Annotated in this window: 28 protein-coding genes; 13 read left to right on the top strand and 15 right to left on the bottom strand. The window is 73.7% G+C overall.

The window, feature by feature from the left end:
- Window positions 1-64 precede the first annotated feature (64 nt).
- From MWU57_RS12420 to mca, 3 genes are read right to left on the bottom strand one after another with little or no spacing between them, the layout of a single operon-like run.
- A complete protein-coding gene (locus tag MWU57_RS12420) occupies window positions 65-877 on the bottom strand; it encodes a carbon-nitrogen hydrolase family protein (protein ID WP_246909503.1) in 813 nt (270 codons plus the stop codon).
- Window positions 874-1,236 carry a hypothetical protein gene (locus MWU57_RS12425; protein ID WP_106267703.1) on the bottom strand — a complete coding sequence of 121 codons (363 nt, stop codon included), beginning with the start codon at window positions 1,234-1,236 and terminating at the stop codon, window positions 874-876. Before MWU57_RS12425 ends, MWU57_RS12420 begins: the two co-directional genes overlap by 4 nt.
- On the bottom strand, window positions 1,236-2,108 hold the full coding sequence (gene mca / locus MWU57_RS12430) for a mycothiol conjugate amidase Mca (protein WP_106267701.1): 873 nt from the start codon (window positions 2,106-2,108) through the stop codon (window positions 1,236-1,238). The genes MWU57_RS12425 and mca overlap by 1 nt, the downstream gene beginning before the upstream one ends.
- A gap of 77 nt (window positions 2,109-2,185) precedes the next feature.
- Here mca and MWU57_RS12435 point away from each other — a divergent pair, with 77 nt between their 5' ends.
- The 5 genes from MWU57_RS12435 (at window position 2,186) to MWU57_RS12455 (ending at window position 5,791) form a co-directional block, all read left to right on the top strand.
- A complete protein-coding gene (locus MWU57_RS12435; protein ID WP_246909505.1) occupies window positions 2,186-2,617 on the top strand; it encodes a DUF4307 domain-containing protein in 432 nt (143 codons plus the stop codon).
- A 153-nt stretch (window positions 2,618-2,770) separates the two neighbouring features.
- A complete protein-coding gene (gene greA, locus MWU57_RS12440; RefSeq protein ID WP_106267697.1) occupies window positions 2,771-3,250 on the top strand; it encodes a transcription elongation factor GreA in 480 nt (159 codons plus the stop codon).
- A 127-nt stretch (window positions 3,251-3,377) separates the two neighbouring features.
- Entirely contained in the window at window positions 3,378-3,929 is a 552-nt protein-coding gene (gene ectA / locus MWU57_RS12445) for a diaminobutyrate acetyltransferase (protein WP_246909506.1), read from the top strand.
- A 97-nt stretch (window positions 3,930-4,026) separates the two neighbouring features.
- A complete protein-coding gene (gene ectB / locus MWU57_RS12450; RefSeq protein ID WP_374108550.1) occupies window positions 4,027-5,325 on the top strand; it encodes a diaminobutyrate--2-oxoglutarate transaminase in 1,299 nt (432 codons plus the stop codon).
- Window positions 5,326-5,377: 52 nt separating this feature from the next.
- Entirely contained in the window at window positions 5,378-5,791 is a 414-nt protein-coding gene (locus MWU57_RS12455) for an ectoine synthase (RefSeq protein ID WP_106267693.1), read from the top strand.
- A 158-nt stretch (window positions 5,792-5,949) separates the two neighbouring features.
- On the opposite strand, the gene ilvA is transcribed toward MWU57_RS12455, so the two are convergent.
- The 3 genes from ilvA to MWU57_RS12470 form a co-directional block, all read right to left on the bottom strand.
- Entirely contained in the window at window positions 5,950-7,170 is a 1,221-nt protein-coding gene (gene ilvA, locus MWU57_RS12460) for a threonine ammonia-lyase (protein WP_106267691.1), read from the bottom strand.
- Window positions 7,167-8,435 carry an AI-2E family transporter gene (locus MWU57_RS12465; RefSeq protein ID WP_308221179.1) on the bottom strand — a complete coding sequence of 423 codons (1,269 nt, stop codon included), beginning with the start codon at window positions 8,433-8,435 and terminating at the stop codon, window positions 7,167-7,169. The genes ilvA and MWU57_RS12465 overlap by 4 nt, the downstream gene beginning before the upstream one ends.
- A gap of 79 nt (window positions 8,436-8,514) precedes the next feature.
- On the bottom strand, window positions 8,515-9,126 hold the full coding sequence (locus tag MWU57_RS12470; RefSeq protein ID WP_246909507.1) for a YdeI family protein: 612 nt from the start codon (window positions 9,124-9,126) through the stop codon (window positions 8,515-8,517).
- Window positions 9,127-9,231: 105 nt separating this feature from the next.
- On the opposite strand from MWU57_RS12470, the gene MWU57_RS12475 reads away from it, so the two are divergent.
- Window positions 9,232-10,824, top strand: coding sequence for a Na+/H+ antiporter (locus MWU57_RS12475; protein ID WP_246909508.1), 1,593 nt, complete (start codon window positions 9,232-9,234; stop codon window positions 10,822-10,824).
- Between the two features lie 179 nt (window positions 10,825-11,003).
- Window positions 11,004-11,675: a peptide-methionine (S)-S-oxide reductase MsrA gene (gene msrA / locus MWU57_RS12480; RefSeq protein ID WP_106267682.1), complete on the top strand. Its 672-nt coding sequence runs from the start codon at window positions 11,004-11,006 to the stop codon at window positions 11,673-11,675.
- A gap of 56 nt (window positions 11,676-11,731) precedes the next feature.
- Here the strand turns inward: msrA and MWU57_RS12485 are convergent, their stop codons facing one another.
- Window positions 11,732-12,376 (bottom strand): NAD(P)-dependent oxidoreductase, encoded by a 645-nt coding sequence (locus tag MWU57_RS12485; RefSeq protein ID WP_246909509.1) that lies wholly within the window; start codon window positions 12,374-12,376, stop codon window positions 11,732-11,734.
- A gap of 86 nt (window positions 12,377-12,462) precedes the next feature.
- Between MWU57_RS12485 and MWU57_RS12490 the strand changes: the two genes are divergently transcribed.
- Window positions 12,463-12,840 (top strand): helix-turn-helix domain-containing protein, encoded by a 378-nt coding sequence (locus MWU57_RS12490; RefSeq protein ID WP_106267678.1) that lies wholly within the window; start codon window positions 12,463-12,465, stop codon window positions 12,838-12,840.
- A gap of 58 nt (window positions 12,841-12,898) precedes the next feature.
- Window positions 12,899-14,458: an ATP-dependent DNA ligase gene (locus MWU57_RS12495; protein ID WP_246909510.1), complete on the top strand. Its 1,560-nt coding sequence runs from the start codon at window positions 12,899-12,901 to the stop codon at window positions 14,456-14,458.
- A gap of 146 nt (window positions 14,459-14,604) precedes the next feature.
- Here the strand turns inward: MWU57_RS12495 and MWU57_RS12500 are convergent, their stop codons facing one another.
- Window positions 14,605-15,525, bottom strand: coding sequence for a hypothetical protein (locus MWU57_RS12500; protein ID WP_246909511.1), 921 nt, complete (start codon window positions 15,523-15,525; stop codon window positions 14,605-14,607).
- 172 nt (window positions 15,526-15,697) lie between these two features.
- A complete protein-coding gene (locus tag MWU57_RS12505) occupies window positions 15,698-16,603 on the bottom strand; it encodes a LysR substrate-binding domain-containing protein (RefSeq protein ID WP_246909514.1) in 906 nt (301 codons plus the stop codon).
- Window positions 16,604-16,655: 52 nt separating this feature from the next.
- Between MWU57_RS12505 and MWU57_RS12510 the strand changes: the two genes are divergently transcribed.
- Complete coding sequence (locus MWU57_RS12510; protein ID WP_106267670.1) at window positions 16,656-17,045, top strand: DUF5997 family protein; 390 nt, start codon at window positions 16,656-16,658, stop codon at window positions 17,043-17,045.
- Window positions 17,046-17,094: 49 nt separating this feature from the next.
- Here the strand turns inward: MWU57_RS12510 and MWU57_RS12515 are convergent, their stop codons facing one another.
- A complete protein-coding gene (locus tag MWU57_RS12515; RefSeq protein WP_246909515.1) occupies window positions 17,095-17,433 on the bottom strand; it encodes a SelT/SelW/SelH family protein in 339 nt (112 codons plus the stop codon).
- 22 nt (window positions 17,434-17,455) lie between these two features.
- Here MWU57_RS12515 and MWU57_RS12520 point away from each other — a divergent pair, with 22 nt between their 5' ends.
- Window positions 17,456-18,688 carry a methyltransferase gene (locus MWU57_RS12520; RefSeq protein WP_246909516.1) on the top strand — a complete coding sequence of 411 codons (1,233 nt, stop codon included), beginning with the start codon at window positions 17,456-17,458 and terminating at the stop codon, window positions 18,686-18,688.
- Window positions 18,689-18,864: 176 nt separating this feature from the next.
- Here the strand turns inward: MWU57_RS12520 and MWU57_RS12525 are convergent, their stop codons facing one another.
- Window positions 18,865-19,266: an FKBP-type peptidyl-prolyl cis-trans isomerase gene (locus MWU57_RS12525; RefSeq protein ID WP_243400994.1), complete on the bottom strand. Its 402-nt coding sequence runs from the start codon at window positions 19,264-19,266 to the stop codon at window positions 18,865-18,867.
- A 64-nt stretch (window positions 19,267-19,330) separates the two neighbouring features.
- Entirely contained in the window at window positions 19,331-20,236 is a 906-nt protein-coding gene (locus tag MWU57_RS12530; protein WP_246909517.1) for a LysR family transcriptional regulator, read from the bottom strand.
- A gap of 82 nt (window positions 20,237-20,318) precedes the next feature.
- On the opposite strand from MWU57_RS12530, the gene MWU57_RS12535 reads away from it, so the two are divergent.
- Window positions 20,319-21,362 (top strand): DMT family transporter, encoded by a 1,044-nt coding sequence (locus MWU57_RS12535; RefSeq protein ID WP_246909519.1) that lies wholly within the window; start codon window positions 20,319-20,321, stop codon window positions 21,360-21,362.
- On the opposite strand, the gene MWU57_RS12540 is transcribed toward MWU57_RS12535, so the two are convergent.
- The 3 genes from MWU57_RS12540 to MWU57_RS12550 form a co-directional block, all read right to left on the bottom strand.
- Complete coding sequence (locus MWU57_RS12540; protein WP_246909558.1) at window positions 21,354-22,601, bottom strand: RNA polymerase sigma factor; 1,248 nt, start codon at window positions 22,599-22,601, stop codon at window positions 21,354-21,356. The genes MWU57_RS12535 and MWU57_RS12540 overlap by 9 nt on opposite strands.
- Window positions 22,602-22,726: 125 nt before the next feature.
- Complete coding sequence (locus MWU57_RS12545) at window positions 22,727-23,149, bottom strand: YciI family protein (RefSeq protein WP_246909521.1); 423 nt, start codon at window positions 23,147-23,149, stop codon at window positions 22,727-22,729.
- A 71-nt stretch (window positions 23,150-23,220) separates the two neighbouring features.
- A complete protein-coding gene (locus tag MWU57_RS12550; RefSeq protein ID WP_246909524.1) occupies window positions 23,221-23,649 on the bottom strand; it encodes a YciI family protein in 429 nt (142 codons plus the stop codon).
- 165 nt (window positions 23,650-23,814) lie between these two features.
- Between MWU57_RS12550 and MWU57_RS12555 the strand changes: the two genes are divergently transcribed.
- Entirely contained in the window at window positions 23,815-25,731 is a 1,917-nt protein-coding gene (locus MWU57_RS12555; protein WP_246909526.1) for a glycoside hydrolase family 15 protein, read from the top strand.
- Window positions 25,732-25,742 lie beyond the last annotated feature (11 nt).

Below are 25,742 nucleotides of genomic sequence, written 5' to 3' on the forward strand. Positions count from 1 at the left end.
GAACGTCGAGGTTCGGACCGGTTTGGCCCCGCATTCCGGGCCGAACCTCGACGTTCGGCAAGGATCAGCGGGGCACGACGGTGTAGCGCCGGTTCTCCAGCGACGGGTTCGCCCGGCGCACCGCAGCGAGCTCCGCGGGGTCCAGGTCCACCGTGCGGTACTGCGGGCGCTCGTCCAGCTCCAGGCCGACGACGCCGTCCGGCCCCACGAGCACGGACCTGCCCGTCACGCCCTTGCCGGCCATGCCGACACCGATCGCCACCACGGTGTTCTCGATCGCCCGCGCCGCGAGCAGCGTGCGCCAGTGCTCCGCCTTGAGGGGGCCGGCGACCCAGGCGGCGGGGACCACGAGGACGTCCGCCCCGGCGTCGACCACCCGGCGCGCCGACTCGGGGAACCGCAGGTCGTAGCAGGTGATCACGCCGAAGGTCAGCTCCCCGACCCGGAGCGTCAACGGCTCGGCGTCGGCCGGCCCCGGCTCGAGGCGGTCCGACTCGCGCGTGCCGAACGCGTCGTAGAGGTGGACCTTGCGATAGACGCCCGCGAGCGCCCCCGAGGCGTCCACGGCGACGACGGCGTTCACCCCGCGACGCTCCCCGCCGGCCGGTCCCGGCTCGGCACCCGGGAGCGTCGTGCCGGCGATCACCGCCGTCGCGTGCTCCGCGGCGAGCGCGCGCAGCATCGACACGAACGGCCCGTCCAGCGGCTCGGCGTGCTCGATGCCGACGCCGTGCCGGTGGTACCCCGAGGCGTACTCGGGCAGGACGAGCAAGTCTGCCTGCACCGCGGCCGCGGCGGAGAACGCGTCCCCGACCATGTACCGGTTCGCCTCGTGGTCGTCCGACACCTCGACCTGGGCGACGGTGACGCGCGTCATGCCGGGTGCCGGCCCGGCCCGTCCGGGGCGCCGCCGTCCGGCGACGCGTCCGACGGCGAGACCGGCGTGCCGGCCGCGTCGGGCGAGCTCGCCGACGTGCCGCGGTCGTCGCCCGCGGCACGGAACCCGATCGACCGTCGCTCCGGCACCTCGATGCCGTGCGCCCGGGCGTAGGCGTTCGCCTTGCGCATGTGGCGGCTCAGGGAGAAGAACAGCAGCACGGCGGCGACGGCGACGGCGAACGTCGCGAGGAACCCCGTCAGCCCCGGGGTGACCTCCCAGCTCTCCAGCGGCGGGGTGGTCGGGCTGGGTGACGGGCCGACGTCGGCGAGCAGGCCGGCGAGCAGCGCGGCGGACATCAGGACTCCTCCCGGACGCCGGCGAACAGGTCGTCCTCCGGTGTCTCCACGGGCACCCGGGAGTCGGCGAGCTCGAACTCCTCGGTGGGCCACACGTCGACCTCGAGGTCGCGCGGCACCGCGAAGAAGAAGCCGTCGGGATCGATCTGCGAGGCGTGCGCCACCAGCGCCGCGTCCCGCTGGGCGAAGTGGTCGGAGACGTCGATCCGGGTGGTGACCTCCCGCTCGGGGATCTCCCGGGCGGTGCGCGACTCGATCCAGTCGCCGAACGGCGACTCCAGGCCGGCGCCCGTCATGGCCTCGTGCGCCGCGCGGATGCGCTCCATCGAGAAGCCGTGGTTGTAGTAGAGCTTGCGCGGCGCCCACGGCTCCGCACCGCCGTCCACGGCGTATCGGCCGGCGTCGCCCGCCGCGTGGTAGGCCTCGAACGCGACCTCGTGGCAGCGGATGTGGTCCGGGTGCGGGTACCCACCGGTCGGGTCGTACGTCGTCATGACGTGCGGGCGGAACTGGCGGACGAGCTCGACGAGCGGCGCGGCGGCCTCCTCCAGCGGGACCAGCGCGAAGCAGCCCTCCGGCAGCGGGGGCAGCGGGTCGCCCTCCGGGAGGCCCGAGTCGACGAACCCCAGCCACTGCTGGCGCACGCCGAGCGCCGCCGCGGCCGCGGCCATCTCGAGGCGGCGCACGGCGCGCTTGTCCTCGATCGTGTCGAACGAGAGCCCCTCGGGGGGCACGAACGACGGGTTGAGCACGTCGCCGCGCTCCCCGCCGGTGCAGGTGACGACGAGGACCTCGACGCCCTCGGCCGCATACTTCGCCGTCGTCGCGGCGCCCTTGCTCGCCTCGTCGTCCGGGTGCGCGTGCACCGCCATGAGCCGCAGTGGTTCGCCGGTCAAGGGTCCTCCTGGGATGGGTTCGGGACGTCCGCCTCGTGGAGGACAATGGTGTCATGACCTCCGAGCAGTCCCCCACCGTCCCGCCCGGCCGCTACGGAGACTCGCCGACCACCCCGGCGACGGCGCGCCGAGGTCCGGGACGCGGCGCCAAGGTCGCCATCGGCGTGGCCCTGGCCGCCGCCGTCGGCGCCACGGCCTGGTTCTCGTTCGCGCGGACCGCCGCGGACCCGGTGACCGCCGAGATGGTGGGGTTCGAGGTCGTCGACGCCGAGCACCTGGACGTCACCTTCCAGGTGCACATGCCTCCCGGCACGACAGCGGTCTGCACCGTCGACGCCCTGTCCACCAGCTACGCGCAGGTCGGCACGCTCGAGGTCCCGGTGGGCCCCGTGCAGGACCGGACCTCGGCCTACACGGTGACCGTCGGCACCTCCGAGGAGGCGACCGCCGCCGACGTCACGGCCTGCGCCCCCACCGGCGACTGAGCGCGCCATACGGTGCACGCCCGCGCCCGCGTCGGCTATCCTGAGGGATTCACACGCAGTCCTGCGCCGTCCGGCGCGCGTGCCGACGCCCGCCGGGCGCACCGGCGCGCGTCACCCGGGGCAGGCGACGAGCACCACGAAAGGAGAGCCCTCGTGACCGAGAACGTCACCTGGCTCACCCAGGAGGCTCACGACCGGTTGCAGTCGGAGCTGGAGCGCCTTTCCGGACCGGCCCGCACCGAGATCGCCGAGCGCATCGCTGCCGCACGCGACGAGGGCGACCTCAAGGAGAACGGCGGCTACCACGCGGCCCGCGAGGAGCAGGGGAAGAACGAGGCCCGCATCCGCGAGCTGACCGAGAAGCTGCGTCACGTGCAGGTCGGGAAGCCCGCCGACGACGGCACGGTGGAGGCCGGCATGGTCGTCGTCGCCGAGGTGGCGGGCGACGAGATGACGTTCCTCATGGGCTCCCGCGAGATCGCCGGGACCACCGACCTCGACGTCTACTCGCCGACGTCGCCGCTGGGCGCGGCCATCGACGGCAAGAAGGTGGGCGAGTCCACCAGCTACACCGCGCCGAACGGGCGCGAGATCCCGGTGGAGATCCGCTCCGCCAAGCCGTTCTCCGGCTGACCTCCACGATGCCGGGGCGTCCATCGTCGGACGCCCCGGCATCGTGCGGCTGTGGTCAATGTCGCACCCTGAAATCATCTGGACGGGGTGGGATTATCCCTCGATCGTGTCTATGGTTGTTCGCGGTATGACAATCTCTGACGGCACATCGACCACACCGACCAACCCGGCGACCGCGGACGCGGCAGCCGGGGACGGCTCCACGCCGTTGACGATCCGCCCGCCCACCGTCGACGACGGTGGCGCCATGTGGCGGGTGGCCCGGGACTCCGGCTCGCTGGACCTGAACTCGTCGTACAGCTATCTGCTGCTGGCGGACCACTTCTCCGCCACGTGCCGGATCGCCCTGCTGGGTGACGACGTCGTCGGCTTCGTCACCGGGTACCGGCTGCCGGCCGACCCGAGCCGCTACTTCCTGTGGCAGGTCGCGGTCGACGAACGCGCCCGCGGTCGTCGGCTCGCCGGGCGGCTCATCGACGCCGTCATCGACGAGCAGCCGGAGATCACCTCCCTCGTGACCACGGTCACCGAGGACAACGCCGCCTCCCGCCGCGTCTTCCGGCGCTGGTCCGAGGACCGCGACGCCACGCTCACCGAGGTGTCCGGCTTCGAGGCGCACCACTTCCCCGACGGCCACGAGGCAGAACCGCTGCTCGTGATCGAGGGTTTCCGCAACTGACACGACACCGGGTTGCGCCGGTCCCGCGCGCAGGTGACGACGCAGCCCCCGTTCCACTCGAAGCACCCGCGCGCACCACCTCAGAGGAGTGTCCTCCGTGACGACCCTGACCCCCCAGTCCGACGCGTCGACCGGCGATGACCCGACGGGCTTCACCGCCCTCGAGTCCGAGGTCCGCAGCTACTCCCGCGCCTGGCCCGTGGTGTTCGACCGTGCGGTCGGCGCCACCGTGTACGCCGAGGACGGCACCGAGTACCTCGACTTCTTCGCGGGAGCAGGCTCGCTCAACTACGGGCACAACAACCCGATCCTGAAGAAGGTCCTCCTGGACTTCCTCGCGGACGACCGCATGGTGCACACGCTCGACATGTTCACCACGGCGCGTCGCGAGTTCCTGCAGACCTTCCGCACCACCATCCTCGAGCCCCGCGGCCTCGACCACAAGGTCGTCTTCCCCGGCCCCGGCGGCGCGAACTCCGTCGAGGCGGCGCTCAAGCTCGCCCGCAAGGTGACGGGCCGCGAGTCCGTCATCAACTTCACCAACGCGTTCCACGGCATGACGCTCGGCGCCCTGTCCGTGACCGGCAACTCGATGAAGCGCGGCGGCGCCGGCATCCCGCTGGTGCACGCCACCCCGATGCCGTACGACGACTACTTCAACGGTGACGTCGACGACTTCCAGTACTTCCAGCGGATGCTCGAGGACGGCGGGTCCGGCCTCAACGAGCCCGCCGCCGTCATCGTCGAGACGGTCCAGGGCGAGGGCGGCATCAACGCCGCGCGCGCCGAGTGGCTCCGTGGCCTCGCCGAGCTGTGCAAGGCCCACGGGATCCTGCTGATCCTCGACGACATCCAGATGGGCTGCGGCCGCACCGGCGGGTTCTTCTCCTTCGAGGAGGCCGGCATCGTGCCGGACATCATCTGCCTGTCGAAGTCGATCTCCGGCTACGGCATGCCCATGGCCCTCACCCTCGTGCGTCCCGAGCTGGACGTGTGGGAGCCGGGCGAGCACAACGGCACGTTCCGCGGGTTCGCCCCGGCGTTCGCCACGGCCTCCGAGGCGATCCGGACCTACTGGTCCGACGACACCCTCGAGAAGGAGATCAAGGCCAAGGGCCTGATCGTCGAGAGCCACTTCAACTCGGTCGTCTCGCGCCACCCCGACCACGAGCTGATGGCCAAGGGCCGCGGCCTGGCCCGCGGTCTCCAGCTGCCCGACGGCGAGCTGGCCGGCCAGGTGACGCAGTACGCGTTCGAGCACGGTCTGCTGGTCGAGACCTCGGGTCCCGACGGCGAGGTCGTCAAGCTGCTGCCGCCGCTGACCATCAGCGAGGACGAGCTGCGCCGCGGCCTGGCCATCCTGGACGAGGCGTTCGACACCGTCCTGGGCTCCTGATCACGCCGCTCGACCGACCCGACCTTCACGCCTGTTACGACCGAGGAGACACATGATCGTCCGCACGCTCGACGAGATCACCGACACCGAGGCCGACGTCAAGAGCGAGAACTGGCGCTCCAAGCGCATCATCCTCGCCAAGGAGGGCGTCGGGTTCTCGGTGCACGAGACCACGCTGTACGCCGGGACCGAGAGCTTCTTCTGGTACGCCAACCACGTCGAGGCCGTCTTCATCACCTCGGGCGAGGGTGAGATCGAGGACCTCGCCACCGGCGAGGTGCACGAGCTCAAGCCCGGCACGCTCTACCTGCTGAACGACGCCGACAAGCACATGGTGCGCCCCCGCACCGAGATCAAGTGCGTGTGCGTGTTCAACCCGCCGGTGACCGGCCGCGAGGTGCACGACGAGAACGGCGTGTACCCGCTCGTCACCGAGCCCGAGGCGGAGACGACCGCCACGGTCTGAGCTCTCACCGCGCGGGGCGACGCGAGAAGGCCCCCGCGCACGGTCGCGTTCACGGGCGCTGCGCGCCCTGCACTTCGCGTTTGACGACCGTGCGCGGGGGCCTTCTCGCGTCTTCAGAGGGTTCCGGCCGCCGTCCTGACGGGGCCGGCCGCTCGCCCTCAGCCGATGCGGTAGCCGTCGTTGCGCAGCCGGTCCAGGACCGCCGCCCGGTGCTCGTAGCCCTTGGTCTCGAGCTGCAGCGTCACGAGCACCTCGGAGATCTCCAGGGTGGTGTCGGTACGGCGGTGGTCCACGCGCACGATGTTGCCCTCGGCGGCGGCGATCGTCTCCAGCAGGGTCGCCAGGGCGCCCGGCTTGTCGTCCAGCCGCACCGAGAGCTGCAGGTACCGGCCCGCCGCGACGAGGCCGTGCTGCACCACGCGCTGCAGCAGCAACGGGTCGATGTTGCCCCCGGTCAGCACGGGCACGACGGTCCCGGGGTACGCATGCGGCGTCGCCATCACCGCCGCGACCGACGCGGCCGCCGACGGCTCCACGACGAGCTTGCCGCGCTCGGCCACCATCAGCAGCGCGCGCGACATCTGGTCCTCGGTGACGGTGCGCACCTCGACGCCGAGGCGGGTCAGCACCTCGAAGGGCACGTCCCCCGGCGTGCCGACGGCGATGCCGTCAGCCATGGTGGCCCCCAGGTCACCGGCCAGCGGGCGCCCCGCGGCCAGCGAGGCCGGGTAGGCCGCCGCCGAGGCCGCCTGCACGCCGACCACCCTGACGTGCGGCGCCAGCTCCGCCAGCACCGTGGCGATGCCGGCCACGAGCCCCCCGCCACCGAGCGGCACGACGACCGTGCCGACGTCGGGCACCTGCTCCAGGATCTCCAGCGCGACGGTGCCCTGGCCGGCGACCACGTCCACGTGGTCGAACGGGTGGATGAGCACCTTGCCCGTGCGGGCGGCCTCGGCACGGGCCGCGCCCAACGCCTCGTCCACGCTGGCACCGAGCTGGCGCACCTCGGCGCCGTAGCCCCGCGTCGCCTCCAGCTTGGGCACCGAGGCTCCCAGCGGCATGTAGACGACGGCGGGGATGCCGAGCTGTTCCGCGGCGAGCGCCACGCCCTGGGCGTGGTTGCCGGCGGACGCCGCGACGACGCCGCGCTGCTTCTCCTCCGGCGTCAGGCCCGCGAGCCGCGTGTACGCGCCCCGGATCTTGAACGAGCCGGCCCGCTGCAGGTTCTCGCACTTGAGGACGACGTCGGCGCCCGCGATCTGCGTCAGCGCCCGGAACGGGTGCACCGGCGTGCGGGTCACCACGGGGGCGAGCAGCTCTGCGGCCGCTCGGACGTCGGCCAGCGTCACACGATGGATGGGGTGCGGTGTCGTCACGTCCTGCTCTCTCCTGCCGGTCCGGCGTCGTCAGCCGGTACGGCAGGGTCAGCACCCGGGGTGGTGGGCGCTGCACCGGCGTCGCCCTGCGACGCGCCGGACCGGCTTGGCCACAGGAGCGTACCTGGCAGGTCGGCGAGCGAGGGACGGCGGCGCAGGAGTGGCAGGTGGTCGGCGGTCCCGAGCTCGGGGAACTTGTCGTGCCCGTGCAGGTACTGCATGACGGTGTTGAGGACGGCGGCGAGCGGCACCGCGAACAACGCGCCGATGAGCCCTGCGGCCAGGCTGCCTGCCGCGACGACCAGCACCACGGCCACCGGGTGCAGGGAGACCGCGTGCCCCATGAGGAACGGTTGGAGGATGTGGCTCTCGGCCTGCTGGACCAGCAGCACGATGCCGAGCATGATGGCCGCGGCGACCCACCCCTCGGCGACCAGGACGACGGCGCAGGCGATCGCGCCCGTCACGATCGCCCCCAGGATCGGCACGAACGACCCGATGAACACGAGGATGCCGATCGGGATCGCGAGCGCCGGGACGAAGAAGGCCGAGCCGATGCCGATGCCGAGGGCGTCGACCAGCGCCACCAGGATCTGCGTGCGCACGTAGGACGACAGCGTCACCATGCCGCGCCGGCCGGCCTGGTGGACCTTCTCGCGGGCGGCCATCGGCAGCACGTTGACGACCCAGGTCCAGATGCTGCGGCCGTCCTGCAGGAAGAAGATGGTGCAGAAGAGCGCGATGATGATGCCGACCAGGACGTGGCCCACCGTCGTCGCCGCGCCGAGGGCGCCGGTGATCAGGGAGGAGCTCTGCTCCGCGACCAGGTCCTGCGCCTGGTTGCCCAGGTCGCTCAACGTCGCCGTGTCGAGGCCCAGCGGGCCCTCGGACAACCAGGTGAGGAACTCCTCGAAGCCTGCCACGGCCTGGTCCCACAGGTCCTGGAAGCCGTTGACGATCGACTGGCCCGCGACGACCACGAGCCCGGTCACGAACGCGATGAGCCCCAGGATGGACAGTGCCGTCGCGAGCCCGCGGGGCACGCCCCACCGCTCGAGCGTGAGCCGCAGGGGACGCAGCAGGATGCTGATCAGCAGAGCCACGGCGACCGGGACGACGATCGTCTTGAGCTGGGAGAGCAGCCAGACCAGCCCCGCGACCCCGGCGGCGATGATGAGCAGGCGCCACGACCACGCCGCGGCCCCGCGCACGCTCGCCGGGACCATGTCACGGCCGCTGGCAGAGGCCTCCTCCGGGTTCACCACGGGCCCACACTAGGTGGCCCGTGGCGGCATCGCCTGACGGTCCCTCCGGCAGGTCGGAGGTTCGCCGACGGCGAAGCGGTCAGTCGGGTTCGAGCGTGCGCCGCTGCGGGTACAGCGTCTCGCCGCGCTCCAGCATCGCGACGAACCTGGCGGCGTTGCGCACGCGCGTCTCGTCCTTCTTCACCGTCGCCAGGCGGTGGAGGATGGCGTACCGGTTCTGCGACGTGAGGATCTCCCACATGGCGGTCGCACGGGGACTCCCGGCGAGCGCCGCGGACAGGGCGGGCGGCACCTCGATCGTGGCCGGTCCCGCGTAGGCGGCGTCCCAGCGGCCGTCCTGCTGCGCCCGGTCGATCTCCGCCTGGCCGCGGGGGCGCATGCGCCCCTCGGCGATCAGCCGGGCGACGATCTCCCGGTTGCGCACGGACCAGATGCTGCGGCGCCGGCGCGGGCAGTACCGCTGCAGGCTCGTGGCCTGATCCCGGCTCTTCGCCTGCGCGTCGATCCAGCCGCTGCACAACGCCTCCTCCAGCGCCGCGGCGCGGGTGAGGGTGGTCGGCGCGTCCTGGCCCTTCTTCGCCACGATCAGCCACACGCCGTCGGGCGCGGAGTCCTCGTGCTCGTCGAGCCACGCCCGCCAGGCGTCCACGCCGGGCAGCAGGAGGGCATCGGGATCGTTCGGTCGGGCCATGCTGCGACGCTACGCCGGGCCCCCGACAGGGTGCACCGCACCCGCCGGAGGGGCAGACTGTGCGCGACCATCGCCGTCGCCCGTCCCCGACCGACCGGAGCCGCCATGTCCTCGATCGCCCTGTGGGGCACGGTGATCGCCGGCATCGTGGTCCTGACCCCGCTGGCCGACCGGATCCGGGTCCCGCTGCCGGTGCTGCTGACCCTGTTCGGCATCGCGCTGCCGCTGCTGCCCGGCACCCCGCACCTGTCGATCGACCCCGACCTGGTGCTGCCCGTCGTCCTGCCGCCGCTGCTGTTCGCCGCGACGCAGCGCTCCACCGCGCGCGAGTTCTCCGCGCAGGCCCGGCCCATCCTGCTGACCGCCGTCGGGCTGACGATCGCGTCCGCGGCACTCGTCGCCGTCGTCGCGCACGCGGCGGGGGTGCCGTGGGCGGTGGCGTGGGTGCTGGGGGCGATCGTGGCACCGCCGGACCCGGTCGCCGCCACCGCCGTGGCCCGGCGCCTGCGCCTGCCGGGGCGGGTGGTGACGGTGCTCGAGGGCGAGGGCATGTTCAACGACGCCACCGCCCTGGTGATGTACCACGTGGCCGTCACCGCGGTCGTGGCCGGGTCGGTGACGGCGGGCGAGGTGGGGCTCGACCTGGCGCTCGCGCTCGTGGTGGGCATCGCCGTCGGGCTGGCCCTGGGCTGGCTCGGCCACGTGGTGCTCGGCCGCCTCCGGGTGCCGGCCGCCGAGACCACGGTCACGCTCGCGCTGCCGTTCGTCGCCTACGTCCTCGCGGAGGAGCTCCACGGGTCGGGCGTGCTGGCGGTCCTCTCCCTGGGTCTGCTGCTGCGCAACGTGTCGCACACCTCGGTCTCCTCCGGCGGCTGGCTGCTGGGCCGCTCCGTGTGGGAGTACGCCGACTACCTCATCACCGGCGTCGTGTTCGTCCTCATCGGGTTCGAGCTGACCTCGGTGCTCGACGGCTCCCCCGTGGGCGCGGCCACGCTGCCGCTCGCGCTCGGCGTGGTCGCGCTGCTGGTGGTGCTGCGGTTCGTGTGGATGTTCCCCGCGGTGTGGCTGCTGGAGCGCGGCCTGGCCGCCCGGGCGGTGCGCCAGGGCGTGCCGGCGGACGTCGCGGGGGTGGGGGCGTTCACGCGGCGCGAGACGACGGTGATCTCGTGGGCGGGGATGCGCGGTGTGGTGTCGGTGGCGTCCGCGCTGGCGCTGCCGCACCTCGTGGGTTCCGGTGACGAGTTCCCCCACCGGGACACCGTCGTCTTCGTGGGGCTGATGGTCGTGCTGATGACGCTGGTCCTGCAGGGGCTGACGCTCGCGCCCGTGGTGCGCCGCCTCGGCGTCGGCAGCACGGTGGACGAGGTGGCGGAGATCGCCCGGCTGCGTGAGGAGGCGACCCGCGCCGCCCTGGAGTCCGTCCTGGCGCGCGACGACGTCCCGGCACCGGTGCGGGAGGCCGTCGCGCTCCAGTACGAGGGCTACCTCACGGCCCAGCGGGCCCTGTCGCAGGCCCGCAGCGCCGGCGACGACGTGGAGGGCCGGTACGGCGAGCTGGTCGACGCGCTGCTGCGCGACGCCACGGAGGTCGAGCGCGGCGTCGTCGTCCGAGCGCGCAACGAGGGGCTGGCGAGCCCGCACGTCGCCGACGAGGTGCTCGCCGACGTTGAGGCCCGCGCCGTCCGCGACCTCGACTGACCCCTCCCCCCTCCCCGCTGTGGGTGCACGACACGCCGATGTGCCCCTCGTGCCCACGGCGCGTCGTGCACCCACAGCGGAGGACAAGGGGCCGACGGCGGAACACCGGGGCGCGCCGCATCGTTGCGCAGGTGCGGGGTCGGCAGAACGGCCCCGCACCGCACCAAGGAGGCGACGCGATGTTCGAGAACCTGTTCGGCCAGTCGGCGAAGACGACGATGGTGGCTCCCGAGGACACCCTGCCCGGCCGTGAGTCGCCGATCCTGCCCGCCCCCCGCACGCACACCGTCCTGGGGACCTCGCTCACCGGCCCGTGGGAGCCGGGCACGCGGGTGCTCTACCTCGCGATGGGCTGTTTCTGGGGCGCCGAGGAGATCTACTGGCAGGTCCCCGGCGTGGTGAGCACCGCCGTCGGCTACATGGGCGGCACGACGCCGAACCCCACGTACGAGGAGGTGTGCTCGGCCCGCACGGGGCACACCGAGACGGCGATGGTCGCGTACGACCCGTCCCGGGTGAGCGAGGCCGAGCTGCTCAAGATCTTCTGGGAGCGGCACGACCCGACCCAGGGCTTCCGCCAGGGCAACGACGTGGGCACCCAGTACCGCTCCGGCGTGTACTGGACGACGCCGGAGCAGGCCGAGGCGGTCCGCCGCACGGCCGAGCAGTACGGCGAGGTGCTGGCCGCGAAGGGCTACGACCCGATCACCACCGAGATGCGCCCCGCGGCGGAGGCGGGTCCGTTCTTCTACGCCGAGGACTACCACCAGCAGTACCTGTCGGCCGCGAAGAACCCGCACGGGTACCGCTGCCACGCGACGACGGGCGTGCCGTTCCCCGACGCCGCCTGACCGCTGCCGCCGCGCGCGCCACGGTGCGTGCTCCGCGGTGCGTGCGCCGCGGCGGCTCAGTGCGCCACGGTGAACCGGGTGCGCCGGTGCGCGGGGGTCTCGATCTCGTCGACGAGCGCGCGGGCGAAGTCCGGGCCGGAGATCGCGGACTCCCCCGCGTCGTCGGTGAGGAGCACGTCGCCGCCGACGCGGTAGCTGCCGGTGTCCTCGCCCGGGGCGTAGGCACCGAACGTCGCGGCCGGGCTGAGGTAGAACCAGTCGAGCTCCGGGGACGCCCCGCGCAGGTCGTCGAGGATGGCGGCGAACTCGGCGGCCTCGTCCTTGAAGGCGTCGGGGAACTCGGGGGTGTCGAGCAGCCGCGGTCCGCCCTCGGCGACCTGCAGCGAGGAGGCGCCGCCGACGACGGCGAGACGCACGCCGCGCTCCTGGGCCGCGGCGGCGAGCCGGGCGTACGCGGGCCGGACCTGCCCGGCCATGTCCCCACGGGGCGAGACGCTGGCGACGACGACGTCGGTGCCGTCGAGCGCGGCGGCGATCGCGTCGTCGTCGAGCACCGAGCCCTCGGTGTACTCGGCACCGTCGACCCGCTCCGCGGGGGCCGACCGGCTGAGCGACCGGACCTCGTGGCCGCGGGCTGCGGCTTCACGGACGATGTGGGTGCCGGCGTACCCGGTGCCACCGATCACGGTGATGCGTGCCATCTGGGTCTCCTCTGATAGTTCCCATCGGAGAGTGACTCTCCAACGGAGAGATTAGGACGTAGACTGTCGGTGCGCAAGGAGGACCCGTGACCCAGCTCCCGTTCGACCCGTACCAGCGCGGCTGCCCCAGCCGCACCGTCCTGGACCGCATCGCCGACCGCTGGTCGGTGCTCGTCCTGGGCGCGCTCGACGGCGGCCCGCTGCGCTTCACCGCGCTCGCCCACCGCGTCGACGGCGTGTCCCAGAAGATGCTCACCCAGACCCTGCGCGGCCTGGAGCGCGACGGGCTCGTCGCCCGGACCGTCCATGCCGAGGTGCCGCCCCGCGTCGAGTACACCCTCACCGACGCCGGTCACGGCGCGCTCGCACCGATCCGCGCGATCGAGCAGTGGACCCTCGCCCACGCCGGCGAGGTCCTGGCGGCCCGCGCCGCGTACGACGAGGCGCGCACGAAGGCTTCCTGACCCCACCGGCAGCGGGAGCCGCCGCGCGACTGTCGGTGTGCCCTGCGACGATCGACGGGTGCTGCTCGCCGAGCTCGTCGACACCCACGCCGCCGTCGCCGCGACGCGGTCCCGCCTGCGCAAGCGCGAGCTGCTGGCCGCGGCCCTGCGCTCCGCCGCCGGGGAGGGCGACGTGCCGCCCGAGCAGCGCGGTACCCAGATCGAGGTCGTCGCCTCTTACCTCTCCGGCCGGGCGCGCCAGCGCCGCACGGGGGTGGGCTGGCGTTCGCTCGCCGACCCGCCTGCGGCCGCGAGCGAGCCGAGCCTGACCCCCGTCCAGGTCGACGACGCCCTCGAGACCATGGCCGGGTTGCAGGGGCCCGGGTCCCAGGCGGCCCGGGCCGCCGCGCTGACGGCCCTCTACTCCCGCGCCACGCCCGACGAGCAGCGCTTCCTCACCGGGCTGGTCCTCGGCGAGCTGCGGCAGGGCGCCCTCGACTCCCTGGACGCCATCGCCGCCGCCGCCGACGTCCCGCTGGCGTCCGTGCGCCGGGCCGCGATGTTCAGCGCGCTGTCCGGCCCCATCGCGCGGGCAGCACTGACCGGCGGCGCCCCGGCGCTGGAGTCCTTCGGCCTGCGGGTGGGGCGCCCCGTCCGCCCCATGCTCGCCTCCTCCGCGCCCGACGTCGGCGGCGCGCTCGAGCGGTTCGACGGCGTCGAGGTCGCCGCGGACGTCAAGCTCGACGGCATCCGCGTCCAGGTCCACCGGTCCGGTGACGAGGTCTCCGTGTTTACGCGCTCGCTCGACGACATCACCGAACGCCTGCCGGAGGTCGTAGCACTGGCACGGTCGCTCGACGTCGAGACGGCCGTGCTCGACGGCGAGGCCATCGCGCTGGACGAGACCGGACGGCCCCGTGCCTTCCAGGACACCGCCGCGCGCACCGGCAGCCACGACGCCGAGAGCCACCAGGGCCGGACGCCGTTGACCGTGTTCTTCTTCGACATCCTGCACCTGGACGGGTCCGACCTCATCGACGCCCCGGCCGCCGACCGCCTGGCCGCGCTCGACAGCGCCGCGCCGCCGTCCGCCGTCGTGCCTCGCCTCGTGTCAACCGACCCCGACACGGTCCAAGGCTTCTTCGACGACACGGTGGCCGCCGGGCACGAGGGGCTCGTCCTCAAGTCGCTCGACGCCCCGTACGACGCCGGACGGCGCGGATCCGCCTGGGTCAAGGTCAAGCCGCGGCACACGCTCGACCTCGTGGTGCTCGCCGTCGAGCGCGGATCAGGGCGCCGCGAGGGCTGGCTGTCGAACATCCACCTCGGCGCGCGCGACCCGGACACCGGCGGTTTCGTCATGCTGGGCAAGACGTTCAAGGGGATGACGGACGAGACGCTCGCCTGGCAGACCGAGCGGTTCACCGAGCTCGCCGACGGGCCGACCGACGGCTCCGTGGTCCGCGTGCGCCCGGAGCAGGTCGTCGAGATCGCGTTCGACGGCGTGCAGCGGTCCCCGCGTTACCCCGGCGGCGTCGCCCTGCGGTTCGCGCGGGTCGTCCGCTACCGCGACGACAAGACGGCCGCGGAGGCGGACACCATCGACCAGGTGCGCACGCTGGGCAGCGTCTCGGGCTGAAGCCGCACCGCGGCCGCACGGCGGTCCGCGACGGTCGGCGCACGGATCCGGACGCACGGATCCGGACGCACAGCGGCCCGGTGCTGGGAGCGAATCCGCTCCCAGCATCGGGCCGTCGTGGTGCCGGCGGTCACCGGCGTGGGTCGTCAGGCCGAGGCGCGCCGCGAGCGGGCGTAGAGCACGGCGCCGACGCCGGCACCCACCAGCGCGAGAGCGCCGAGGGTGATCCCGATCGCGCGACCCGGGCCGGTCTGCGGCAGCTCGGCCTGCGTCTGTGCGCGCACCGTCTCCGCCTCGTCGGCGTCGAGCTCGACGGCGACCTCGGAGGGACGCGGCTCGTCACCCTCGCCCGCACCGGGCTCCACGGGGGCCACCGTCTGCGGGCGGGGGTCCGGCGACTCGTCCGTCGTGGGCTCCTCGGTCTCGACGGCCGGCTCGCCCGGCTCCTCGTCCCCGGGGACCTCGGGCGTCTCGTCCGGCAGCTCGGCCGACGGCGAGGGGCTCGGCTGGTCCGACGGGTCGTCCCCGGGCTCCTCGGCCGGCGGGGTCGCGCCGCCCGGGGTCGACGGCGTGGGCTTCGGCGTCGGGTCCGTCGACTCGTCCGGGACGTCCGTCGGCGTGCCGGCGTCCACGTACGCCACGGCGTAGTGGCTGATCGCCTTGCACTTGCCGCCGGCCACGTAGGAGATGGTCACCTCGGCCACCGGCTCGTCGAGCGTGACGATCTTCGGACCGTCGCCCTGCTTCGCTGAACCTGCCTTGACGCAGTACGCGGAGATGAGCTTGCCCTCCGGTGCCGTCAGGGTGACCGTCTCGCGCTCCCCGTCGACGTCCGTCTTGGCCACGTCCATGTCCGGGCAGACGTTGTCGCCCCAGGTGCGCGTGTCCTCGGGCCAGCCGTAGGTCTTGCCACCCTTCTCGGCCTCGCCGCCGTCCCACCGGTCGCCGATGCGCGAGTCCCCGTGGCCGTCCCAGTGGCGGTCGCCGCCTCCCGTCGCGGCAGCGGGTCCGGCGGTGAGGCCGAGGGCGAGGAGCACGGCGGCTCCGAGGGCTAGGGGCGTGCGCATGGCGCTCCTCTGAGAGTCAGGACGGGGTGTGCCACGCAGGCGTCGGCTCGGTCGTCCGAGCCGGGACGCAGCGGGGTGCGCAGGCGATCCTATCGAAACGGACTTACCGCGTGAAGAGGTACGAGGGGGCAATAAGCCTTGTGTCCGTCACGACGCTCTGTCCGCGCCGCGCTCAGCGTCCGCGGCGCCCCTGCCCCGGCCGCCCGCGCCCCCGGCTCCCGCCGCCACGGGGTCCCTGCGACCGGCCCCGGCGAGCGGCCGCGGCCTTCTTGCCCTCGGCAGCGCCCTTGCCGCCCTTGCTCCCGGAGCCGTCCTTGGCCGGAGCCTTCTTCGGCGAGCGGGCCTCGTCGGGAGCACCACGCCCGCGCGAGCTGTTCGCCGTGCGCCCGCGCACGATGCCGACGAGCTCCTCGACCAGCTCCGCCACGTCGTCGGGCAGGCCGTCCCGGCACCAGACGAGCCCGACCGGCGACTCGGGCACGCCCTCGACGACCCGGTTCACGGTGTCCTTGCGGTGATGCAGCCGCGCGAGCGACATCGGCGTCACGACCACGCCGGAGCCGGTCGCGGCCCACGCGATCGCCTCCTCGGTCGAGGCCGGCACCGGCTCTACCCGGGTCCCGGTGCCGTCGTCGTAGGCCTCCGGACGCCGGCCCGGGCGGTCGACGCCGGCGCCGAGCAGGACGTCGTCGCGCGGGACCCACAGGACGTCGTCGGCGAGGTCGTGGGCCCCGACCCGCTCGGACTCCTCGGTGGCCGCGACCAGGTGGTCCCTCGAGACCACCACCACGGGCAGCTCGGCGTACAGCGGGATGGCGTGGAAGGTCTCCTTGTCGACGGGCAGCCGGCCGATCGCCGCGTCCACCTCGCCGTCCCGCAGGGCGGACGGCACGTCGGCGGCCGCCACCTGGACCAGCTCGAGGAACACCCCGGGCAGCCGCTCGCGCCAGGTCCTGGCCCACTTGCCCGGCGTCGCCCCGGGGACGTACCCCAGCCGGAACCGCGGGGCGTCGTCCGGGCCCGGACCGCCGTCGTCGGGCCCGGTGTCGCCCGGCGCGGGGCGGGTGTCGTCGCTCACGCGACCAGGTTACGGGGCGCCGCGGCCGCCGACCGGCGACTAGGCTGGGCCCATGGCCGGAACCCCCTTCTCCCAGCAGGTCCTCAAGCCGACGAACGCGGCGAAGAAGCTCGGGGTGTACCTGCCCGCCACGCCGCCGGAGTTCCAGGAGCACGGGATCACCCGCGCCGAGCTCGAGAAGCTCGAGGAGCAGCCGCCCGAGTGGCTCGTCGAGCTGCGCCGCAACGGGCCGCACCCGCGCCCCGTCGTCGCCGGCCGGCTCGGCATCTCGATCGCCGGCCTGGCGCGCGGTGGCATCACCGACCCGCTCACGACCGACCAGATCAACGAGCTGCGCGACGACCCGCCCGCGTGGCTGGTCCGCGAGCGCGAGACCGCCGCCAAGGTCCGCGCCGAGGAGGAGCGGGTGGCGGCCGAGGCGAAGCGAGCAGAGAACCGCTGATCCGACCGGCACTTCGTGATCTGATCGGCAGTTCGAAGTGCCGGTCAGCTCACGAAGTGCCGTCCTGATCCGCGGCGGCCACGCGGTCCGTGTGCCCCAGCGCCAGGTCCGGCGCGACGGCGTCCCGCACCGCCTTCTTCAGCGGCGGGATCTCGGGGAACCCGCCCTCGGCCTTGCGGTCCCACAACAGCACCGGCTCCGCGCCCGGCGCCGGCACCAGCTCGACGCGGAACACCCCGCCCGTGCCCGGCACGAGCGCCACCTCGCCCAGCCGCGTCCGGAACGTCTGCAGCAGCTCCTGCGCCACCCAGGCGGCCCGCATCAGCCAGCGGCACTGCGTGCAGTAGGTGATGGTCACCCGGGCGTCCGACGACGTGGCTTCGTCCATGCGCCCAGACTACGGTCGTCCCGTGACCTCCCCCGCCGTCCCACCGCCGTCCCTGACCACCCTGCTCGACCAGCTCGTCCCGTGGCCCGACGACGGCACGCGCCCTGACGCCCCCGTCGCCGTGGACGCCACCGACCGCCTGCTGCTCGCCGAGGCCGCACCGCTCGTGGCGGACGCCGGACCGCGGGGCGTCGTCGTCGTGGGCGACCGGTTCGGGGCGCTGACCCTGGGAGCTCTGGCCCTGGGGGCCGCCGAGGTCCGCACCCACCACGACACGATCGACTCCGAGACGGCCACGCTGCACAACGCCGCCCGGGTGCAGGACACGCTGGCGGACGCCCGCGGCCGCATCGCGACGTCCGACGACCTGGGTCCCGCCCTGCTCGACGGCGCCCGGCTCGTCCTGCTGCAGCTCCCCAAGTCGCTGGGCGAGCTCACCGAGATCGCCGAGGCCGTCGCCCGGTACGCCGCCGACGACGTCACGCTGCTCGCCGGCGGCCGCATCAAGCACATGACGCGCGCCATGAACGACGTGCTCGGCGACCGGTTCGAGTCCGTGCACGCGACCCTGGCGCGCAGCAAGTCGCGCGCCCTGGTCGCCACGACGCCCCGGCCCGAGGCACGCTCGGCCACCCCGCTCTACCCGGCCCGCGAGCGGCTCACGGACCCCGAGCTGCTGGCGGCGGCCACACCCACGCACGACGGCGCCGCCCCGGCCGAGCACGTCGATGTCGTCGCGCACGGTGGCGCCTTCGCGGGCGCCGGGCTCGACCACGGCACCCGGTTCCTGCTGAGCACCGCGGGGCGCTGGCCCGCGGCGTCGCGGGTAGGTGACGCCGTCGACCTGGGCTCCGGGACCGGGCTGCTCGCCGTGGTGCTGGGCCGCCGCTACCCGGACGCCCGGGTGGTCGGCACCGACCGCTCGGCGGCCGCGGTCGCCTCCACCCGGGCGACGCTCGCCGCGAACGGCGTGCCGGGCACGGTGACGAGGAGCGACGTCGGCGCCGACCTGCCGGACGCGAGCGCGGACCTGGTGCTGCTCAACCCGCCGTTCCACGACCGGGCCGCCGTGAGCACGGACGCCGCCCACCGGATGTTCGCGACGGCCGGCCGGATCCTGCGGCCGGGGGGCGAGCTGTGGTGCGTGTTCAACACCAAGCTGCGCTACCGCGGCTCGCTGGCCCGGGCGGTCGGCCCCACGGACCACGTGGCCCAGGACCCCCGCTTCACGGTCACCCGCTCCCGCAAGCCCTGACCCCGCCGCACGGCTCCCAGCCCAGCGCCCAGACCCAGGACCGCCCCGGGCCGCAGACACAAGGCGGGGCGAAGGACTCCCTGCGAGCTCGTCATCCCCCCGAAGTGGAGCGCCCCCTGGGGCGCGTGAACGCGAGCTCGCAGGGAGTCCTCCGCCCCGCCCGTCACAGCAACGGGTCAGCGCACCCCGACCACGTCCACGACGAAGACCAGCGTCGCACCACCGGGGATGCCGGCCTGCGGCACGCCACGCGAGCCGTAGCCGTGCTCGGCCGGGATGGACAGCAGCACGCGGTCACCGACGTTGCGGCCGACGAGGCCCTTGTCCCAGCCGCCGATGACGGCGCCGACGCCGATCGGGAAGTCGATCGTCTGGCCGCGGTCCCAGGAGTTGTCGAACACGTCGCCGCCCCAGGTCTGGCCGAGGTAGTTGACGACGATGGTGCGGCCGGCGTCGACGACGGGGCCGTCGCCCTCGGCGAGGACCTGGACCTGGAGGCCCGCGGGCGCGTCGCCCTCCGGGAACGTGATCTCGGGCTTGTCGCCGAAGGAGCCGGTGGCGGTGGGGAGCGTGGTCACGGGATACCTCATCCGTTCTCGGGGAGCCGCGGGTCGTGTCTCCCGGCGGCAGTGCGCGTCAAGCCTACGCGGGGTCGCCGACCGGCGCGGCGGCGACCTCGCGCAAGCTCTCCACGGCGGCCCGGACCGGCGGGGTGTGCGCGACGGCGTCCTGCACCACCGCGTAGATGGTCCGCGAGGGCGTGGGTCGCACGGCCGGGACGCCGACCGTGCCGGGCGGCAGGTGCACGGCGCCGAGCGCAGGGAGCACGGTGATGCCGATCCCGGCGGCGACGAACGCGAGGGCGGTCGGGTAGTCGTGCGCCTCGACGCGGAACGCCGGGCTGAACCCGGCCGCACGGCACGCCTCGAGGAGGTTGCGGCGGCACCAGCCGCGGGCGAAGTCGTTGTCGATCCACGCCTCGTCGGCCAGCTCGGCGAGCTCGACCTCGTCGCGGTCGGCGAACGGGTGGCCGGCGGGCACGACGGCGACGTAGGGGTCGTCGAGCAGGTGGTGGGCCGCGGCGCCCACCCCGGGGTCGTAGCTGCGCGGCGCGACGACCACCTGCAGGTCGGCCCGTCGTGCCGGGTCGGCGGGGACGTCCTCGCGCAGCTCGAGCTCGAGCCGCAGCCCGGGGAACCGCTCGGTGAGCGTGCTGACCACGTGCGGCAGCCAGGCGGCCCCCACCGAGGCGAAGTACGCGACGGACATCCGGCCGGTACGGCCGGAGCGGAGGTCCGCGACGAACGACTCGGCCTCGCCGAGCCGTGCGAGCACCCCGTCGGCCTGCGCGGCGAGCGCCTCGCCAGCCGCGGTGGGCCTCACCCCGCGGCCGTGCCGGGCGAGGAGCTGCAGGCCGGTCTCGCGCTGGAGCGCGGTGACGTGCTGGCTCACGGCCGACGGCGTGTAGCCCAGGTTGGCGGCGGCCGCGGCGACGGAGCCGCTCGCCACGACGGAGCGGAAGATGCGCAGGCGGTGGACGTCCAGCATCTCCCCACCGTACAGCGGCACTGAACGGTGCGGTAGAGATCAGGACTGGTGCTGAACAATCGCTCGGGGGGAAGATCACCGCATGACGACCATCAGCACGGCAGCAGCCCCACCGGGGCACGCCACCTCCCGCGCCGGACGCCTCACGGCTGCTGCCATGACGGCGACCGTGCTGCTGTGGGCCTCCGCCTTCGTGGCGATCCGCGCCGTCGGGCACGACGTCGACCCCGGTCCGCTGACCCTGGGCCGCGTCGTCGTGGGGAGCGCCACGCTGACGGTGATGCTCCTCGTCGTACGGACCCGACGGCGCGTCCGCGCGGCACGCCCGACCGGCACCCCGACCGGCACCCCGGTCGGCGCCCCGTCCGCAGCGGCGAGCCCTGCCGGGCCGCGGCGCTCGGCCGTCCCGCGCGGCCGCGTCCTGGCTCTCGTGCTGGTCTGGGGCGTGGCCTGGTTCGGCGCCTACAACCTCACGCTCAACGCCGCCGAGCAGCACCTGGACGCTGGCACCACCGCACTGCTGGTGAACATCGCGCCGATGCTCGTCGCCGTCCTCGCCGGGCTGCTCCTCGGCGAGGGGTTCCCCCGTCGGCTGCTCGTCGGGATCGCGGTCGCGTTCGCCGGCGTCGTCGTCATCGCCGCCGCCACCTCCTCGGGCCGGTTCGACGCCGTCGGCGTCGTGCTGGGCCTGGTCTCCGCCGTCCTGTACGCCGGCGCCGCCACCCTCCAGAAGCGCCTGCTCCCCCACGTGGACGCCCTCACCATGACGTGGCTGGGCTGCCTGGCCGGCACCGTGGCCTCGCTGCCGTTCCTGCCCGGCCTGGTGGACCAGCTGTCCGTGGCGTCGTCGGCAACCGTGCTCGGCATCGTCTACCTCGGGGTCTTCCCCACCGCGATCGCCTTCAGCACGTGGGGGTACGTGCTGACCCGGGCGAGCGCCGGGCGCACCGCGGCCACGACCTACGCGGTGCCCGCCGTCGTCGTCCTGCTGTCCTGGACGCTCCTGGCCGAGGTGCCCGCCCCGGCGGCGCTGCTCGGTGGGGTCCTGGCCCTCGCCGGGGTCGCGGTGGCCACGCTGCCCCCGCGCCGCCGTCGGCCTCCCGCCGGCGCGGTGCCCTCAGCCTGACGGCTCGGCGAGCGCGGCGGCCTTGGCCTCCAGCACGCCGCGCTCGCGCTCGTTGCCGCACCGCTGCGCCGCCAGCTCCAGCTCGGCGCGGGCCTCGGCGCGACGTCCCAGGCGGGACAGCAGCTCGCCCCGCACGCTCGGCAGCAGGTAGGAGCCCGCCAGCGCGCCGGACCCGGCCAGGGAGTCCACGACCTCGAGCGCCGCCTGCGGCCCCGACGCCATCGACACCGCCACGGCCCGGTTGAGGTCCACCACGGGCGACGGTGCCACGCGGCCGAGCGCCTCGTACAGCCGGACGATCCGCGCCCAGTCCGTGGCCTCCACCGACGCCGCGACGTCGTGCTGCTCGGCGATGGCGGCCTGCAGCGCGTACGGGCCCAGGCCGCGCCCGGCCGCCTCGGCGCGTGCCAGCGCCGCCCGGCCGCGCCGGATCGCCGAGGCGTCCCACCGCCGCCGGTCCTGGTCCGCCAGGAGGATCGGCTCGCCGTCCGGACCGGTGCGCGCCGGGAACCGGGCGGCCGTCAGCTCGAGCAGGGCGAGCAGCCCGGCCGCCTCCGGCTCCTCGGGCATCAGGCGCGACAGGACGCGGGCCAGCCGGATCGCCTCGCGCGCGAGGTCCGTCCGGATCCAGTCGCCGCCACCCGACGCCGACGAGCCCTCGGAGAAGATCACGTACAGCACGTTCAGCACCGAGCCGAGACGCGCGGGCCGCTGAGGGGCCGACGGCACCTCGAACGGGACACGGGCCGCGCCGAGCTGCTTCTTCGCCCGGGTGATGCGCGCCTGCACCGTCGGGGTCGGCACGAGGAAGGCCCGCGCGATCTCCTCGCTCGTCAGCCCGCCGACCACGCGCAACGTCAGGGCGACCCGCGCCTCCTTGGACAGCACCGGGTGGCACGAGGTGAAGATCAGCGCGAGGCGGTCGTCGTCGATCCGGTCCGGGTCCCACAGCAGGTCGGGCTCGTCGACGTCGGACGGCGTGGCCCCCGCGTGCGCCCCGCCCTCGCCCAGGTCCCGGGCGAACGCCGCGTACCGCACGTCGCGGCCGGCCCGACGACGGAACGCGTCGATGGCCCGCCGCCGCCCGGTGGCCAGCAGCCAGGCCGTCGGGTCGCGGGGCACCCCGTCACGCGGCCAGCTCACGAGGGCCTCGGCGACGGCCTCGGACGCCACGTCCTCGGCGAGCGCGAGCTCGCCGGTGTAGCGGGCCAGGGCACCGACGATCCGCGCCGACTCGATCCGCCAGGTCGCCTCGACGGCCCGGCGCCCGACGTCGGGATCCCCCGGGGACCCGCCGTCGGGCGCAGGTGCTGGCGCCGGTGCTGGTGCCGGGCTGCCGCCGTCGGGCACGCCGTGCCGGGCGCTCACTCGGTCCCGAGCTCCTGGCGCCACTCCTTCTCCTTCTGGATCCACTCGTTGTCGGCCGGGAAGTCCTCGACCCCGTTGATGCGCCGCACCTCGAGCTTGGTGCCCGGTCCGCTGAGCGGCGCGCGCTTGGCCCACTCGACCGCTTCCTCCCGCGACGCGACGTCGAGGATCCAGAACCCGTTGAACAGCTCCTTGGTCTCACCGTAGGGTCCGTCCGTCACCACCGGGGTGTCGGTGGAGAAGTCGACGACGGCGCCCTCGGACGCGTCGGAGAGCCCCTCGCCGGCGGTGAGCACCCCGGCGTCCATCAGGGACTCGTTGTAGCGACCCATCGCGGCGATGACCTCGGTGAAGTCCATCTCCTCGTAGTCGGCCTGGCCCTCGTCGGTCCCGCGCATGATCAGCATGTACTTCGGCATGGTCTCGTCCTCGTCGTCCGGGTTGGTGTGTGGGGGTGTCGTGGTGTCGTGATGTCGTGGTGTGCCGGCGCTCAGAGCTGCCCGGTGCGCTCGCGCCAGGCGCGCTCGCGGCGGATCCACTCGTTGTCCGCCGGGAACTCGTCGATGGTCGGGATGCGGCGGATCTCGGACTTCATGCCGGGACCGGCCAGCGGTGCCTTCTTCGCCCACGCGACGGCGTCGTCGATGGTGGGGACGTCGAGGATCCAGTAGCCGTTGAACAGCTCCTTGGTCTCGCCGTACGGCCCGTCGGTGACCGTCGGCTCCTCCGTGGAGTAGTCGACGACGACGCCCTTGTCGGCCTCCTCGAGCCCTTCGGCGGCGACCAGCACGCCGGCCTCGATCATCTCCTCGTTGAAGCGGCCCATCGTGGCGAGCATCTCGTCGAAGTCGATGCCCGAGTCGGCGAACGCCGCCGCCGACTCGTCGGTGCTGCGCATGATCAGCATGTACTTGGCCATTCGTCTCATCTCCCGTGATGCGGTGGCCCCCGTCTGGGACCTTCTCACCCCCAGGTCGAACGGGAAACCCCAGGATCGACACGTCACGTCACAAGTGTGTGAAACTTCCGGGCCCACCGGCGCACGAACTGGCGCCAGGACCCCGACCCAGCGCAGTCTGGTCCCATGACGCTCGATGCCCAGCCGACCCCGCGGACCGACGGCCGCAGCACCTTCCCCTCCATCGCGGAGTACGCGTTCCTGTCCGACTGCGAGACCAACGCCCTGGTCGCGCCCAGCGGCGCGATCGAGTGGCTGTGCCTGCCCCGCCCCGACTCCCCCAGCGTCTTCTCCGCGATCCTCGACCGCGGAGCCGGGATGTTCCGCGTGGGCCCGCACGGCGCCCGCGTCCCGGTGGCGCGGCGCTACCTGCCCGGCACCCTCATCCTCGAGACCACGTGGCAGACGTCGACCGGCTGGCTGGTGGTCCGCGACGCGATGGTGATGGGACCGTGGCACAACCTCGACGAGCGCTCGCAGACCCACCGCCGGACGCCGACCGACCACGACGCCGAGCACGTGCTGCTGCGCACCGTGAAGTGCGTCTCCGGCACCGTCGACCTGGAGGTGGTCTGCTCGCCGAAGCCGGACTACGCCCGGGGGGAGCCGGACTGGGACTACCTGGACGACGGCTACTCGTCGGTCATCGCCCAGATGGGTGGCAAGAACCCGGACCTGCGGCTCAGCTCCAGCCTCCGCTTCGGGCTCGAGGGCCAGCGCGCGCAGGCCCGCACCCGGATGAGCGAGGGCGAGACGCACTTCGTGGCCCTGGCCTGGTCCCCGCTGCCGGCGCCCACGTCCTGGGACGAGGCCATCGACAAGATGTGGCGCACCGAACAGTTCTGGCGTGACTGGATCACGCAGGGCTCGTTCCCCGACCACCCGTGGCGCATCTTCCTGCAGCGCTCCGCGCTGACGCTCAAGGGACTGACCTATGCGCCGTCGGGCGCCCTGCTGGCGGCCGCGACCACGTCGCTGCCCGAGACCCCGGGCGGCGAGCGCAACTGGGACTACCGGTACGCCTGGATCCGGGACTCGACCTTTGCGCTGTGGGGCCTGTACACCCTCGGTCTGGACCGGGAGGCCAACGACTTCTTCGCGTTCATCCAGGACGCCTGCCACGACAACAAGCAGCTGCAGATCATGTACGGCGTGGGCGGCGAGGAACGGCTCACCGAGCAGGAGCTGACCCACCTCAGCGGCTACGAGGGTGCTCGGCCGGTGCGGATCGGCAACGCGGCCTACAACCAGCGCCAGCACGACGTCTGGGGGGCCGTCCTCGACTCGGTGTACCTGCACACGCGCAACCGTGAGCAGCTGCCGGAGGCGCTGTGGCCCGTGCTCAAGCGCCAGGTGGAGGAGGCTGCCAAGCACTGGCACCTGCCGGACCGCGGCATCTGGGAGGTGCGTGGCGAGCCGCAGCACTTCACCTCCTCCAAGCTCATGTGCTGGGTGGCGCTCGACCGTGGCGCGCGCCTCGCCCGTCTCTACGACGAGCCCGACTTCGCCGAGCAGTGGCAGAAGCTGGCCGACGAGATCCACGCCGACATCTGCACGAAGGGCGTCGACGACCGCGGGGTGTTCACCCAGCGGTACGGCGACGACGCCCTGGACGCCTCGCTGCTGCTGGTGCCGTTGCTGCGGTTCCTCCCGCCGGACGACGAGCGCGTGCGCGCCACGGTGCTGGCCATCGCGGACGAGCTCACCGAGGAGGGCCTCGTCCTGCGCTACCGGACCGAGGAGACCGACGACGGCCTGCAGGGCGAGGAGGGCACGTTCACCATCTGCTCGTTCTGGCTCGTCAGCGCCCTGTGCGAGATCGGCGAGATCGACCGGGCGCGGACGCTGTGCGAGCGGCTCCTGTCGTTCGCGTCCTCGCTGAACCTGTACGCCGAGGAGATCGACCCGCGCACGGGGCGGCACCTGGGCAACTTCCCGCAGGCGTTCACCCACCTGGCGCTGATCAACGCGGTCATGCACGTGATCCGGGCCGAGGAGGAGCCCACGGACCACCGGTCGTTCCGCACGCCGCGGGGCTCCTGAGCAGGCTCCGG

It is taken from the genome of Isoptericola sp. S6320L (genome assembly GCF_023015685.1).
Classification (GTDB): Bacteria; Actinomycetota; Actinomycetes; order Actinomycetales; family Cellulomonadaceae; genus Isoptericola; species Isoptericola halotolerans_A.